Source organism: Streptomyces sp. NRRL F-5123 (genome assembly GCF_000721495.1).
Classification (GTDB): domain Bacteria; phylum Actinomycetota; class Actinomycetes; order Streptomycetales; family Streptomycetaceae; genus Actinacidiphila.
In genome coordinates this window covers 1-13,097 of the sequence record NZ_JOHY01000063.1, presented here as the reverse complement: position 1 = coordinate 13,097, position 13,097 = coordinate 1, and the positions used below count along the sequence as shown (strand labels likewise).

11 protein-coding genes and 3 pseudogenes are annotated in these 13,097 nt (G+C 74.3%); 8 read left to right on the top strand and 6 right to left on the bottom strand.

The window, feature by feature from the left end:
* Window position 1: 1 nt before the first annotated feature.
* Both IH54_RS0133060 and IH54_RS0133055 read right to left on the bottom strand, forming a co-directional pair.
* Window positions 2-1,297: a LolA family protein gene (locus IH54_RS0133060; RefSeq protein ID WP_031524086.1), complete on the bottom strand. Its 1,296-nt coding sequence runs from the start codon at window positions 1,295-1,297 to the stop codon at window positions 2-4.
* Between the two features lie 304 nt (window positions 1,298-1,601).
* Window positions 1,602-2,633 (bottom strand): polyprenyl synthetase family protein, encoded by a 1,032-nt coding sequence (locus IH54_RS0133055; protein ID WP_031524084.1) that lies wholly within the window; start codon window positions 2,631-2,633, stop codon window positions 1,602-1,604.
* Window positions 2,634-3,346: 713 nt separating this feature from the next.
* Between IH54_RS0133055 and egtA the strand changes: the two genes are divergently transcribed.
* From egtA to egtD, 4 genes and pseudogenes are all read left to right on the top strand, one after another.
* Window positions 3,347-4,657 carry an ergothioneine biosynthesis glutamate--cysteine ligase EgtA gene (gene egtA, locus IH54_RS0133050; RefSeq protein ID WP_031524082.1) on the top strand — a complete coding sequence of 437 codons (1,311 nt, stop codon included), beginning with the start codon at window positions 3,347-3,349 and terminating at the stop codon, window positions 4,655-4,657.
* 18 nt (window positions 4,658-4,675) lie between these two features.
* Window positions 4,676-6,097, top strand: coding sequence for an ergothioneine biosynthesis protein EgtB (gene egtB, locus IH54_RS0133045; RefSeq protein ID WP_031524080.1), 1,422 nt, complete (start codon window positions 4,676-4,678; stop codon window positions 6,095-6,097).
* Window positions 6,097-6,813: pseudogene (egtC, locus tag IH54_RS47285) on the top strand (ergothioneine biosynthesis protein EgtC); the annotation flags it as partial. The gene egtB and the pseudogene egtC, both read left to right, overlap by 1 nt.
* Before the next feature lie 102 nt (window positions 6,814-6,915).
* Window positions 6,916-7,899, top strand: a complete 984-nt coding sequence (egtD, locus tag IH54_RS47280; RefSeq protein WP_234344142.1) for an L-histidine N(alpha)-methyltransferase — start codon at window positions 6,916-6,918, stop codon at window positions 7,897-7,899.
* Window positions 7,900-8,103: 204 nt separating this feature from the next.
* Here egtD and IH54_RS45880 read toward each other — a convergent pair whose 3' ends face one another.
* The gene (locus tag IH54_RS45880; protein WP_159012224.1) at window positions 8,104-8,280 is read right to left on the bottom strand and encodes a hypothetical protein; all 177 of its coding nucleotides are present in this window, start codon (window positions 8,278-8,280) and stop codon (window positions 8,104-8,106) included.
* Between the two features lie 561 nt (window positions 8,281-8,841).
* Between IH54_RS45880 and IH54_RS0133030 the strand changes: the two genes are divergently transcribed.
* Window positions 8,842-9,477 carry an HAD family hydrolase gene (locus tag IH54_RS0133030; protein WP_031524075.1) on the top strand — a complete coding sequence of 212 codons (636 nt, stop codon included), beginning with the start codon at window positions 8,842-8,844 and terminating at the stop codon, window positions 9,475-9,477.
* 10 nt (window positions 9,478-9,487) lie between these two features.
* On the opposite strand, the pseudogene IH54_RS43815 reads toward IH54_RS0133030, so the two are convergent.
* Together IH54_RS43815 and IH54_RS0133020 are read right to left on the bottom strand one after the other, a co-directional pair.
* Window positions 9,488-10,006: pseudogene (locus IH54_RS43815) on the bottom strand (HAD-IA family hydrolase); the annotation flags it as partial.
* A gap of 16 nt (window positions 10,007-10,022) precedes the next feature.
* Complete coding sequence (locus tag IH54_RS0133020) at window positions 10,023-10,607, bottom strand: TetR family transcriptional regulator (RefSeq protein ID WP_031524073.1); 585 nt, start codon at window positions 10,605-10,607, stop codon at window positions 10,023-10,025.
* Window positions 10,608-10,726: 119 nt separating this feature from the next.
* On the opposite strand from IH54_RS0133020, the gene IH54_RS0133015 reads away from it, so the two are divergent.
* Window positions 10,727-11,011 (top strand): hypothetical protein, encoded by a 285-nt coding sequence (locus IH54_RS0133015; RefSeq protein WP_031524071.1) that lies wholly within the window; start codon window positions 10,727-10,729, stop codon window positions 11,009-11,011.
* A 94-nt stretch (window positions 11,012-11,105) separates the two neighbouring features.
* On the opposite strand, the gene IH54_RS0133010 is transcribed toward IH54_RS0133015, so the two are convergent.
* On the bottom strand, window positions 11,106-11,909 hold the full coding sequence (locus IH54_RS0133010) for an SDR family oxidoreductase (RefSeq protein ID WP_031524068.1): 804 nt from the start codon (window positions 11,907-11,909) through the stop codon (window positions 11,106-11,108).
* 52 nt (window positions 11,910-11,961) lie between these two features.
* On the opposite strand from IH54_RS0133010, the gene IH54_RS0133005 reads away from it, so the two are divergent.
* Both IH54_RS0133005 and IH54_RS42100 read left to right on the top strand, forming a co-directional pair.
* The gene (locus tag IH54_RS0133005; RefSeq protein WP_031524066.1) at window positions 11,962-12,645 is read left to right on the top strand and encodes a TetR/AcrR family transcriptional regulator; all 684 of its coding nucleotides are present in this window, start codon (window positions 11,962-11,964) and stop codon (window positions 12,643-12,645) included.
* Between the two features lie 34 nt (window positions 12,646-12,679).
* Window positions 12,680-13,097 (top strand): annotated as a pseudogene (locus IH54_RS42100) (DinB family protein); the annotation flags it as partial.

Here is a 13,097-nt window from a genome sequence, read left to right as displayed (position 1 = left end):
CTCAGCCGGCGGACGCGCTCGCCGCAGCCTCCAGCGCGGACTGGGTGACCGCTCCCGCGTAGATCGTGCCGTCCTGGGTGACCAGGACGTTGACCAGGCGCGTGTGGAAGAGCGTGCCGGAGCCGAAGCCACCGGTCACGTGCTTGCCGAAGCCGCTCAGGACCGACCCGACGTCGGCCGGCCCGCGGTCACGGCCGCCGGGCTTGCCGTCCTTGCCCTTCGCGTCCTTCCACGCCTTGGCGGAGTCGTTGCGCTCGGCCCCCGGCGACAGCGCGGCCTTCGTCCGGAAGACCGCCACCGTGTCCCAACCCGAGCCCACGAACGTCGGCGCACCGGAGCCCGGGGCAAGCTCGGGGGTCTGCTCCTTGCCGTTGCCGGCGCCGCCCTCCGTGACCTTGACGCCCTTGCCCGGCGTGAAGTCGAAGGTGGCGGCCGCGGGCTTGGCAAAACTCACCCGCGTGTAGCCGACCTCGACTATCGGCTTGCCGCCCGAAGCCGCGTCCAGCGAGAACTTGAGCGGCACGCCCGTCTTCGCGTCGACCGCGATGCGGGCGGCTCCGATCGTCGTGTCGGATGTGTGCTGCGGGCGGACGACCAGCACGTACGCGCTGTGGCCGGCGACGCGAGCCGTGCCGTCCGTCGTGACCGAGGCATTGCCGTCGGCGGCCTTGAGGATCTGCCGCGCGGCATCCTGCGGGGTGGCCGGGAAATCCTGCGGAAGCTGCCGGTCCTTCGCCGTGGGCGCCTCGTGAGCGGGCAGCGCCGCGTGGTAGGCCTCGTTGGACGAGCTGTCGTACGCCCACACCTGGGTGCCGTTGTGGATCACGCTGTATTCGGCGGCAGGCTGGATGATCGAGATCTTCTGGCGGTCCGGGCCGTCGGCCGAGACGTGCAGCGTGTGGCTGCCGACCAGCAGCTGCACGAACTGCCGCTGCGGCTCGGCGCGCGAGGCGTCCGGCGAGCCCAGCGACGGGGGCGCCACGGCCCCGCCGAACAGGCTGCTCCCCGTCGCGGCGGACAGGGCGGAGGGCAGGCCCAGGTCGGTGGTGAACTTCACCGTCCCGTCCACCGTCTGGGTGTCGGACGCGGCGATCTTGGTGAGGATCTGCTCCGCCGAGAGCTTCGGCAGTGACGGGTCACCGCTGTCCGCGAGCGCGGGGACCAGGCTCACCGTCGCCGCCGTCACCCCCACGAGCGCGGCCGGTACGGCATAGCGCAGCACCTTGCGGCCGCGCCGCCCTCCCCCGTGCTCGTACTCTTCCGGCTGCTCGGGCCTGGCCGGCTGGATCAGTGCCATGACGTCTCTACCTCCGTTGTCAGCGGCGGTTTTGCAGGTCGCACTCGTCCACTCCCCCGGCCATTGTCGCCCGGTCCGCCCCGAAGTGGTGTGTGTCCATCTCACCAAATCGGCCGTCCCGCCACATCAGCCCCCGGGGCCAACTCCGCGTACATCACCGGGATGACGCGAGCGCTCCGGCGTACGCGCCCAGGAGTACCGGGCGCCCTCCCGACCCTGAGTCCCCGTCAGGGCTCCGGGACCCGCTCCGCACGCCGAAGCCCGGCCCGAGCCACCGCTCCCCGAGCCGCCCCCCGCGCGCGGCTCAGCCCGCGCGGTCGACCGCCGCGTCGCACAGCCCCGCCAGCGCTTCCTTCGCCGGGCCCTCCGCCAGCGGCGACAGCGCGGCGAGCGCCTCGGCGGCGTACCGCCGCGAGTCGGCGCGGGCCTGGTCGAGGGCGGGGTGGGCGCGCAGCAGGGCCAGGGCCTCGGCGTGCGGGGCGTCGGCGGACAGGTCTCCGTCGAGCAGCTCGTTGAGGCGGCGGTCCTCGGCCGAGATGTGCTGGCCGGTGGCGAGCGCCTGGGCGTACATCTTGCGGACGTGCAGCACGGGCAGCGTCGGGACGCCCTCGCGCAGGTCCGTGCCCGGGGTCTTGCCGGACTCGTGGTGGTCGCTGGCGATGTCGAGGACGTCGTCGGCGAGCTGGAAGGCGATGCCGATGCGCTCGCCGAACTGGGTCAGCGTGTGCACGACCGACTCGTCGGCGCCGGACATCATCGCGCCGAAGCGCCCGGACACCGCCATGAGGGAGCTGGTCTTGCCGGCCAGCACCTCCATGTAGTGGTCCAGCGGGTCGCGGCCGTCGCGCGGGCCGACGGTCTCCAGGATCTGGCCGGTCACGAGCCGCTCGAAGGCCTCCGCCTGCACCCGGACCGCCTCGGGACCGAGGTCGGCGAGGATGTGCGAGGCGCGGGAGAAGAGGAAGTCGCCGGTCAGGACGGCCACCGAGTTGCCCCAGCGGGCGTTGGCGCTGCGGACGCCGCGGCGCGCGTCGGCCTCGTCCATGACGTCGTCGTGGTAGAGCGTGGCCAGGTGCGTCAGCTCGACGACGACCGCGGCGGGCACGACACCGGGCGAGTGCGGGTCGCCGAACTGGGCGCCGAGCATGACCAGGAGTGGCCGGAAGCGCTTACCGCCCGCCTGGAGCAGATGCCGGGCGGCATCCGTGATGAAGGGGACGTCGCTCTTGGTGGCGTCGAGCAGTCCCTCCTCGACCGCGGCGAGTCCGGCCCTGAGGTCGGCATCGAGAGCGGCGTCCCACACGCTCAGCCCGAAGGGTGGCCCGACGACGTTCACGAGGGGTGCTCCTGTCGCTGATCTGGCTTGCGGCCCGGTCCTGAGGGGCGCTTCGCGGGCGGCTCCGCTGGCGCTGACGTGGTGCTCGGCTGGTCTTCCTTACACGGGCAGCCTAGCCGGTCGGCTGTGGATCACCGCCGGGGCATGGCCTTATCCGGGCACCGTGCGGGTACGGACCGGACGGCGCACCGTACACCCGTACACCCGACTGCCCGAACCCCCGTGCGAGCGGGGCCCGCTCGCCCTGTGCCCGCGCCCCCGCACCGTCGCGCACCCCGCACCCTGCCCCGCCGTGCACCCCGCACCCGCCCTGGCGTACGGACGGCGCCCGCACGGCCGTACACCCGCGGGGCGAGGCCGCCGTACACCCGGACGGCGGCATATATCGCAGGCCACCACGAGCGTCGCGGCATATCATCTCGATTACGGCGTTCACCCGCATATGGCCGAGCCGTCGGGCAGCTGCGGCGTGGGCTCCGGGGCGTCACCCGCCCGTCATCACCCGCACTCACCCCTGCGCACCCTTACTCGCCCTGTGGCGAACGTTCACTGTCCCGTAAGACCGGCTCGTCACACAACGACCTAAAATCACGGCATCACCATGTGACATGTCCTCGCATCTGGGTAGACCCCAACGGGAAAAATCCCGGCGGCCCCGCCGGGATCCGATCCCGCAGGGATCACCCACGAATCGCCTATGAGGAGGTGGATCGATGGCAGCCGAAGTGCTGGATCTGCTCGAAGAGGAAGCGGAAGCGCACGTCCAGGGCGTCTGTTTCAAGACCGGGCCGCCCGCACGGACCGGGGTGGAGCTGGAGTGGCTGGTCCATGACGGCTCCGATCCGTACCAGCTGATATCCCCCGACCGGATGCGGGACGCGCTCGCCCCGGTCGAAGTGCCCGGCGGTTTGCCGCGGGGCAGCAGGATCACCCGCGAACCGGGCGGGCAGGTGGAGCTCAGCTCCCGGCCCGCCGACTCGCTCAGCGCCTGTGTCGAGGCGATGGCCGCCGATGTCGCGGCCCTCCGCCGGGCGATGGACCGTACGGGACTGGTCCTCGTCGGCCGCGGCCTCGACCCCTACCGCGACCCGCCCAGGATCCTGGACGAGCCGCGCTACGCGGCGATGGAGCGCTTCTTCGACCGCGACGGCCCGCACGGCCGGACCATGATGCGCCGTACGGCGTCGCTCCAGGTCAACCTGGACGGCGGCGAGGACACGCACGGCATCACCGGCTACCGGCGTCGCTGGGAGCTGGCGCACCGGATCGGCCCGGTCATGGTCGCCGCCTTCGCCAATTCCCCGCTCCGCGACGGGCGCCCCACCGGCTGGGTCTCCACCCGGCAGGCGAACTGGGCCGCCATGGACCCGAGCCGCACCCGGCAGCCCGCCCACCACTCCGACCCGCGGGCCGCCTGGTCCCGCTACGCGCTGGACGCGCGCGTACTGTGCGTACGCGACACGGCCGGCGACGGCACGGGCGGAGACGGCACGGGTGCCCGCGCCGGGGGAGGCGGCGGCGCCGACTGGACCGCTCCCCCGGGGTTGACCTTCCGCGGCTGGCTGCGCGGCGGGGCACCGTGGCTGCGCCGGCCGACGCTCGCCGACCTCGACTACCACCTCAGCACCCTCTTCCCGCCGGTCAGACCGCGCGGCTGGCTGGAGCTGCGGATGACCGACGCCCAGGACGGCGGCGACTGGATCGTCGCCACCGCGCTCGCGGCGACCCTGCTGGACGACCCCGTCGCCGCCGACGCCGCCTTCGCGGCCACCGAGGCGCTGTGCCAGGACCCCGCACAGCCGCTGCCCTCCGACGAGATCTGGCGGCGCGCCGCCCGGATCGGCCCCGCCGACCCGGAGATCGGCAAGGCCGCCCGCGCCTGCTTCTCGGCCGCTGAGAGCGCCCTCGCGCGCTCCGCCGCGCCCATGGCCCTGCGCACGGCGGTGACCGACTTCGCCGAGCGCTACGCCGAGCGCGGCCGATGTCCCGCACACGACCAGTTGGACGCGCTGTCCCGCGTCTGACCTTCCGGAAGGTATGTCGTGACCAACCCTCGCACCACCAGCACGGCCTCGACCGAGGCGCCTTCTGCCGCTCCCGGCACATACACCACTGACGCCCCGGCCTCCGCACAGACCCCGGCCGCACGGGCTCTCGACGCCCTGGAGAGGGCACGCCGCCGCACCCGGCTGCTGACCGACAGCGTCGACGAGGCGGACCTGGCCGCCCAGCACTCCCCCCTGATGTCGCCCCTGGTCTGGGACCTCGCGCACATCGGCAACCAGGAGGACCTCTGGCTGGTCCGCGAGGCCGGCGGGCGCCCCGGGCTGCGCCCCGACCTGGACCACGTCTACGACGCGTTCAGGACGCCGCGCGCCGACCGCCCCGCGCTGCCGCTGCTGGGCCCCGACGCGGCGCGCGCGTACATCGCGGCCGTACGCGAGCAGACCGCCGACGTCCTCGCGACCGTCGACACCTCGCCCGACCAGGGCGAACGGCTGCTCGCGGGCGCGTTCGTCTTCGGCATGCTCGCCCAGCACGAGCAGCAGCACGACGAGACGATGCTCGCCACCCACCAGCTGCGCAGCGGCCCGCCCGTGCTGGACGCGCCCGCGCCGCCGCCCGCGCCCGCCGACGCCGCCCTGCTCCCGCCCGAGGTGCACATACCCGGCGGTCCCTTCACCATGGGCACCAGCACCGAGCCGTGGGCCCTGGACAACGAACTGCCCGCGCACCAGGTCGAGGTGCCGGGCTTCTGGCTGGACACGGCGCCGGTCACGAACGGCGCCTACGCCGACTTCATCGCCGCGGGCGGCTACGACGACCCCGTGTGGTGGACGCCCGAGGGCTGGCGGCACGTCCGCGAGGCGAACCTCGTCGCGCCGCTGTTCTGGGAACGCGACGGCGAGGGCTGGACGCGCCGGGTCTTCGGCCGTACGGAGCCGGTCGCGGCCGACGAGCCGGTGGTGCACGTGTGCTGGTACGAGGCCGACGCGTACGCCCACTGGGCCGGCCGGCGGCTGCCGACCGAGGCGGAGTGGGAGAAGGCGGCCCGGCACGATCCCGCCACCGGCCGCTCCCGCCGCTACCCCTGGGGCGACGCCGACCCCGGCCCGGACCACGCCAACCTCGGCCAGCGGCACCTGCGCCCCGCCCCCGCCGGCAGCTACCCGCAGGGCGCGGCCCCCAGCGGCGCCCGGCAGCTCATGGGCGACGTGTGGGAGTGGACGTCCTCGGACTTCGCGCCCTACCCGGGCTTCGCGGCCTTCCCCTACAAGGAATACTCCGAGGTCTTCTTCGGCCCGGACTACAAGGTGCTGCGCGGCGGCGCGTTCGGCGTCTCGCCGGTCGTGGCCCGCGGTACCTTCCGCAACTGGGACTACCCGATCCGCCGGCAGATCTTCTCCGGCTTCCGCACGGCACGCGACGAGGACTCCACCGGGCCCGCTGCGGGGCAGGCCTGATGTGCCGTCACCTGGCGTACGTCGGGCCGCCGCTGCCGCTGGAGCGGCTGCTGCGGCGGCCCGCGGGCGGGCTGTACGAGCAGTCGTGGCACCCCCGCAGGCAGCGGCACGGGACCGTCAACGCCGACGGTTTCGGCGTGGGTTGGTACCCCCTCGACACGGAGGACGACGACGGCTTCGTGCAGCCCGCGCGCTACCGGCGGGCCCTCCCGGTGTGGGCGGACGCGAACTTCGCCGAACTGGCGGGCGCGATCCGCAGCGGGGCCGTCCTTGCGGCGGTCCGCTCGGCAACGGACGGCACCACGCAGGAGGAGACCGCCGCCGCACCCTTCCGTGACCGGCACTGGCTCTTCAGCCACAACGGGGCCGTCGCCGACTGGACGCGGCTGCCGACGGGGCTGAGCGAGGCCGAACTCCTCGGCCTGGAGACCCGCAGCGACTCGGGGGTGCTGTGGGCGATGGTCGCCGCCCGGCTCCGGCAGGGCCAGCCGCCGGGCGGGGCGCTCGCGTCCGTCGTCCGCGCGGTCGCCGCCGCCCGGCCCGGCGCGCGGCTCAACTTCCTGGCCACCGACGGCCGCACGATCGCGGCCACCGCGTGGGGCGACACCCTCTGGTACCGCACCGCAACGGGCGCGGTGCTGGTCGCCTCCGAGCCCGACGACGAGCCCGCGGGACCCCGTGTGTACGGGGCCCCTGCCGGGTTCGGCGAATGGCGGGAAGTCCCCGACCGTTCGCTGCTGCTGGCCACCACCGCAGGAGTACGGATCATCCCGCTACGTCCCCCGGGGACCGCCGCCGACCGCAAGGAGCGAGACCACATGCCTGTGCAGAAGAGCCGCTTCACCCTCGACGACCGGCTGCCCGCCGACTACTTCACCGAATCGCTGCACGCCGACGTCCGCGCCGGCCTCACCGACGCGCCGCGCACGCTGCCGCCCAAGTGGTTCTACGACAAGCGCGGCAGCGACCTCTTCGAGGAGATCACCCGGCTCCCGGAGTACTACCCGACCCGGGCCGAGCAGGAGATCCTCGTCCGCCGCGCCCCCGAGATCGCCGCGATCACCCGCGCGGCCACCCTCGTGGAGCTCGGCTCCGGCTCCTCCCGCAAGACCCGGCTGCTGCTCGACGCGCTCACCGCCGGTGGCACGCTGGCGCGTTACTCCCCGCTGGACGTCAGCGGCGCGGCTCTCGCCGAGGCCGGCGAGGCCATCTGCCGCGACTACCCCGGCCTCACCGTCAGCGCGACCGTCGCCGACTTCGAGAGCGGCCTGCCCCTCTCGGACGAGCCCGGCCCGCGCCTGCTCGCCTTCCTCGGCAGCACGATCGGCAACTTCGACCCGGCCCAGCGGCAGGCCTTCTACCGCACCCTCGCGCTCAGCCTCACCAGCGACGACGTGCTGCTGCTCGGGGCGGACCTGGTCAAGGACCCGGACGTGCTCGTGCGTGCGTACGACGACGCGCAGGGCGTCACCGCGGAGTTCAACAAGAACGTGCTGCACGTGCTGAACCGGGAGTTGGGGGCCGACTTCGACCCCGACGCCTTCGAGCACGTCGCGCTCTGGAACGCGGAGGAGGAGCGCATCGAGATGCGGTTGCGCTCGCGCGCGGCGCAGTCCGTGAAGATCCCCGGCGTGGACCTGGGCCTTTCGCTGGCCGCGGGCGAGGAGTTGCGGACCGAGCTGTCGTGCAAGTTCCGCCGCGAGTCGCTCACTCGGGAGCTGCACGAAGGGGGCTTCACCGTACGGCAGTGGTGGACGGACCCGGGCGAGCGGTTCGCGCTGCTGCTGGCGGTGCCGAACTGACCCCACCGGGGGCGTGTTCGTAGGGTGCGCGTGCCCCGCCGGGTGGGCTCGCTCGGGGAGCGGGCCGTCACCGGCCCGCGGGGGTGGTCCGGTTCGGTCCGGGCCACCCCCGCGGTGGGCGGTTGCCCGCGCATTTCCCGCGCCCCTCGAAGCACCGGCCCGGCGGTGCAGGATGCGCGTCCTTCGGAGCGCGGCCTGCGGGCGCTACGGGCCGAGGCGCCTCGCCGTGGCCTGCATGGCCTGCGTCAGGGGGTCGAGGCGGCCGAGTACGGAGTCCGCCCAGTCCAGGGCCCGGCGCAGCGCCGGGAGGGCGAGCGCCGGGCTGCGCTCGTACGTCTCGAAGGCCGAGGCCAGTTCGAGGTGGACGCGGAAGCCGAGCACACCGCGACCCAGGCGGCGCGCACGGGCGCGTCGGGGTCGGGTTCTGCGGTGGGGCCCAGGCGGTGGGGCCCGCCCGCGGTGGCGTGGTCCGTTGCGCCGCCGGACGCGGCCGGCGCGGGCCACGCCGAGGGGGCGGGGGCGGCGTACGCGGTGGCTGCTCCGTACCCGTACGACGCGGGCCGCGCATCGACACCGCCCATCGGCGGCTGCTCCACCGGCCCCGCCGCGGTGGGCTCTTGGTCGGGAGCCGGTGGGGCGTACGGGTGGAGGTGGCGCTCGCCGTGGCTCCGGGCCGGGTACTCCCCCATGCGCCCACTGTGCCAGAACTCCCAGGCCCGGGACCCGGTTTCGCGGCACGGGCCGCAAGCGGGCGGGGCGTGGCCCGGGGGTGTCCGTAGCACGGCCCGAGGAGGCGGCCTTGCGAACACGTCCGCATCAGCCGCGCGGGGTGCCCGCGCGGCTGATGCGCACCGCAGGCTCCGGCACCCTCACCGCGGCGCCCCGCGCACGTACCGCCTCACCCGGCGCGATGCCTCCCGTTGACCGTGCTATGCATGCTCCGTGACGCCCAACGGAGCAACCCAGGCACGGCCTTTCGACGCGGTCCTGTGCGACCTCGACAACGTGATCCGCTTCTTCGACACGTCCCCGCTCGCCGCCCTGGAACGCGCCGCGGGCCTCCCCGAGGGCACGACCGCCGCGGTCGCCTTCGCCCCCGCGGTGGACGGCCCGCTGCTGCTCGGCCGGATCACCAAGGCGGAGTGGGCCGTCGCCATCGCCGAGGGCCTGGCCGACCGCGTATCCCCCGCACAGGCCCGCGAGTTGGCCGCCGCGATGGCCCACTCCCCCTTCCGCGCCGACCCCGCCGTCGTCGCCCTGCTGCGCCGGATACGCCCCCACATGCCCCTGGTCCTCGTCACCAACGCCGACCTCACCCTCGAAGCCGACCTGGACACCCTGGGCCTGGCCGACCTCCCCCACCACGTCGTGAGCAGCGCCCGCGTCGGCGTGGCCAAACCGGACCCGGAGATCTACCGGATCGCCGCCCGCCTGGCCGACGTCCCGCCCGCACGCTGCCTGTTCGTCGACGACCGCGAGGAGAACGTCACCGCGGCCACCGCCCTCGGCATGACGGGCCTGCACTACCGCACCCTCGCGGATCTGGAGCAGGCGCTGTCCGCGGTGCTCGACGCGTAGTCGCCGCGGCTCACGGGTCCGGCGAACCGCCCCCACGTGTCCGGTCCAGGTGGGCGGCGATCCGCCGGATCGTCCCGGCCTTGTCCGTGAAGAGGTGGGCGTGCAGGCCCGCGGTCCGGGCCCCCGCCACGTCGGCCGGGACGTCGTCGACGAACAGGCGGCTCCCCGGGCGGACTTCGAGGGCGGCGCACGCGGCCGCGTAGGCGCGGGGGTCCGGTTTCCCGACGACGGTCTCGTGCGAGTACACGGTGCGGTCGACCAGCTCGTCGAAGTGGTAGCGGGCCGTCTCCCGTTCCCGGGCGCCGACGAAGCTGTTGCCGAGGATGCCCAGCCGGCAGCGTCCGCGCAGCCCCTGGACGTACGCGATGAGCGCGGTGTTGGGGGCGCCCAGTTACTCCGCCGAGAGGTCGGCCGTGAGGGCCTGCGTCCCGGGGGAGTCCAGGCCCAGGCGGGCGGCCACCTCGGCGTGCACCTCGGCTTCGCCGGTACCGTCGACGCTCCCCGCCCGCCGCACGTCGGCGAGCCGCTCCCCGTCGTGCGCCCCCTCAGCCGGTCGTCAGGCGGCGGACAAGGGCGACGAGGGCGTCGCGCTCGGCCGCCGGGCCCGCGGAGGTGATCTCGGGGAGGAGCATGCGGGCGAGTTGGGGGAGGGTGAACCAGGACGCCGTCAGGGCGATCACCGCGTGCATGAGCTGGCCCGCGCCGAGGTCGGGGGCCAGGGCGCCGGACTGCTGGGCCGAGGCCACGGAAGCGACCTTCTGTGCGTAGTGCGCGGCGCGGGCGGGTTCCGCGGGGACGTGGGGGGTGGCCTGGAGGCCCTCCCACGCCAGGAGGCGGACGAAGTGCGGGTGGGCGCGGTGGTAGTCGTACACGCGGCCCGCGTAGTCGCCGAGGTCGGCGGCGTGGGCGGAGGTCAGCGGGACGGCCGCGGCGATCTTCTCCAGCTCGGCCGCGAGCACCGCCTCGAAGAGCTTCTGCTTGTCCCCGAAGTAGGGGTAGATCCGCTCCTTGTTGACGCCCGCGCGCTCGGCGATCCGCGCGACCCGCGCACCCTCGGGGCCGTACTCCGCGAACTCCGCGACGGCGGCGTCGAGCAGCAGCTGCTTCGTCCGTGCTGTGTCCCAGGCCATGAGGGCAGTCTAGCCGAACTCCAACCGTGCGGTTGGAATTCTGGACGGGGCTGTGCCACACTTCCAACCGTCCGGTTGGAGATGCGCTCCGATCACGGCCCCGCGAGGAGAGATCCGCCATGTCCGCGAACGCCCCGGCCGCCGCACCCGTCGTCGCCGCCACCCCCGTCGCCGCACCGACCCCGGCCCCTTCCGCGCACCGGCGCGCGCTCATCACCTGGCTCGCCGTCTACCCCGTGATCACCCTCGTCCTGGGTCTGCTCGGCCCGCGCATCGCGACCCTGCCGCTGCTGCTGCGCACGCTGATCCTGACCGGCATCGTCGTCCCCGTCGCCGCGTACGTCCTCGTCCCGGCGCTGACGAAGGCGCACGCCCGCCTGTCCACCCGCGAGCGCCACCCGTAGGCTCCCGCCGCGGACGGCACGGTGCCGCGGATCGGGCCCGGACGACGGACTCCCGGGGCCGCGGCGCCGGTCGGCCTCGCCCTGCCCCCGCCGGTCAGACGCGCGGGCCGAGGAACAGGCCGCCGCTCGCGTCGACGACCTGCCCCGTCACCCAGCGGGAGGCGTCGGAGGCGAGGAAGGCGACGACGTCGGCCACGTCGTCCGGTCCGCCCAGCCGGTCGAGTGCCGTCATGCCGACGATCATCTCGGACAGGCCCGGCACGGCGTCGAAGACGACCCCGTTGGACGCCGTCCTGGTGGCCCCGGGGGCGACCGCGTTCACCGTGATGCCCCGGGGCCCGAGTTGGGCGGCGAGGGTCCTGCTCATCGTCTCGACCGCGCCCTTCGTCATGGCGAAGGACGTCTGCGTCGGATTGGCCATCCGGGTCGCCACCGACGAGATCGTGACGATCCGGCCACCCTCGCGCATGAGCGGCAGCGCGCGTTCGACGATGAAGTACGGCGCCCGCACGTTCACTGCGAAGAGGTGGTCGAACTGCTCGCGGGTCGTCGCGCCGATCGGACCGGCGGGCCCGGCCGCCGCGTTGTTGACGAGGACGTCGAGCGGGCGGCCGGCCAGCCCGGCCTCGACACCGGCGAAGAGCCTCTCGACGTCGCCGTCCAGACCCAGTTCCGCCTGGACGGCGAACGCACTTCCGCCGCTTCCGCCGCTTCCGCCGCTCCCGCCGCTCCCGCCGTCGCGCTCGATCGCCTCGACCGTCGCCGCCGCCCCGCTCACGTCCGTGCCGAAGTGCACGGCGACCGTGGCCCCTTCGGCTGCGAGCCGGATCGCGACCGCCTGCCCGATACCGCGCGACGCACCCGTCACCAGAGCTGTTCTGCCGATCAGTTCACCCACGTCGCCACCCCGTCCATATGTGAGTCACTAACATGATGGTAGTGTCTAGCACATGAGCGAGCGGCACCCAACTCTGCGGGAACGACGGCGGTTCGAGACGCGCGGCCTCATCCAGGCGCACGCGGTGCGGCTGTTCACCGACCGCGGCTACGACGAGGTGACGGTGGCCGACGTCGCCGAGGCCGCGGGTGTCTCGGCGATGACCGTCTACCGGCACTTCCCCACCAAGGAGGACATCGTCCTCATCGACCAGCCCGCCCGGATCATCGCCGAGCGGGTCGCGGCGTCCTCGCCGTCGCAGCCGCTGGTACGCCGGGTCGGCGGCGCGCTCGTCGAGGCGGCGACCGCGCTGACCGGCGGAGACGGGGACGGGGACGGCGGCCCGACCGCGAACGAGCGGTTCCTGCTGGACTGCCTCCGCCTCATGGTCGCGACGCCCGCGCTGCGGGCCCGGCACCTGGACAGCCAGTACGCGCTCCAGCAGGCGATCGTCGACGCCCTCGGGGCCGACGGCCCCGGTTCCGACCCCGGTTCCGACCCCGGTTCCGACCCCGGTTCCGACCCCGACGCCGCGTTCCGCGCCCAGGCCGCGACCAGCGCGTGCCTGGCCGCGATGCACACGGCGCTGACGCGCTGGGCCGAGGACGACGGGCGGTCGGCCTTGCCCGACCTCATCGCCCGTGCGCTCGCCGCGTCCTTCGGCGACGACGCCGTGGGCCCCCGCGGGAAGAGCTGAGACGCCCTGCCCGGCGAGGGTGCAGGCTGGGTACGTGAAGTCCTCCCGCGACGATGTCCTCGACCTCTTCGACCACGCCTGGCGCCGCTTCCGCGCCCGGATGGAAGGCCTCGCCGACGAGGAGTGGGCCTGGCAGCCGACCCCCGACTCCCGCCTCACCCTGCGCTGGCGGCTGCGCCACGTCACGGAGTTGCTGCGGGAGGAGCGGAACGCCCGATGGCTGGGGTCGGCCGCCGGGCCGGGGGAGCCCGACGTGCGGACCGCCGGGCCGGGGGCGTCCGGGGCACAGGCCACGGGCCACGGCCCGGACCCGGCCGAGGCCGTACCGTCCCCCGCGGAAACCCCCGCCCCCGCCCCGTCCCCCACGGAAACCCCCGCCCCCGCCCTCAGCCCGTCCCCCGCGGAAGCCCCCGCTCCCGCACCAGCCCCCACGGAAACCCCCACCCCCGCAC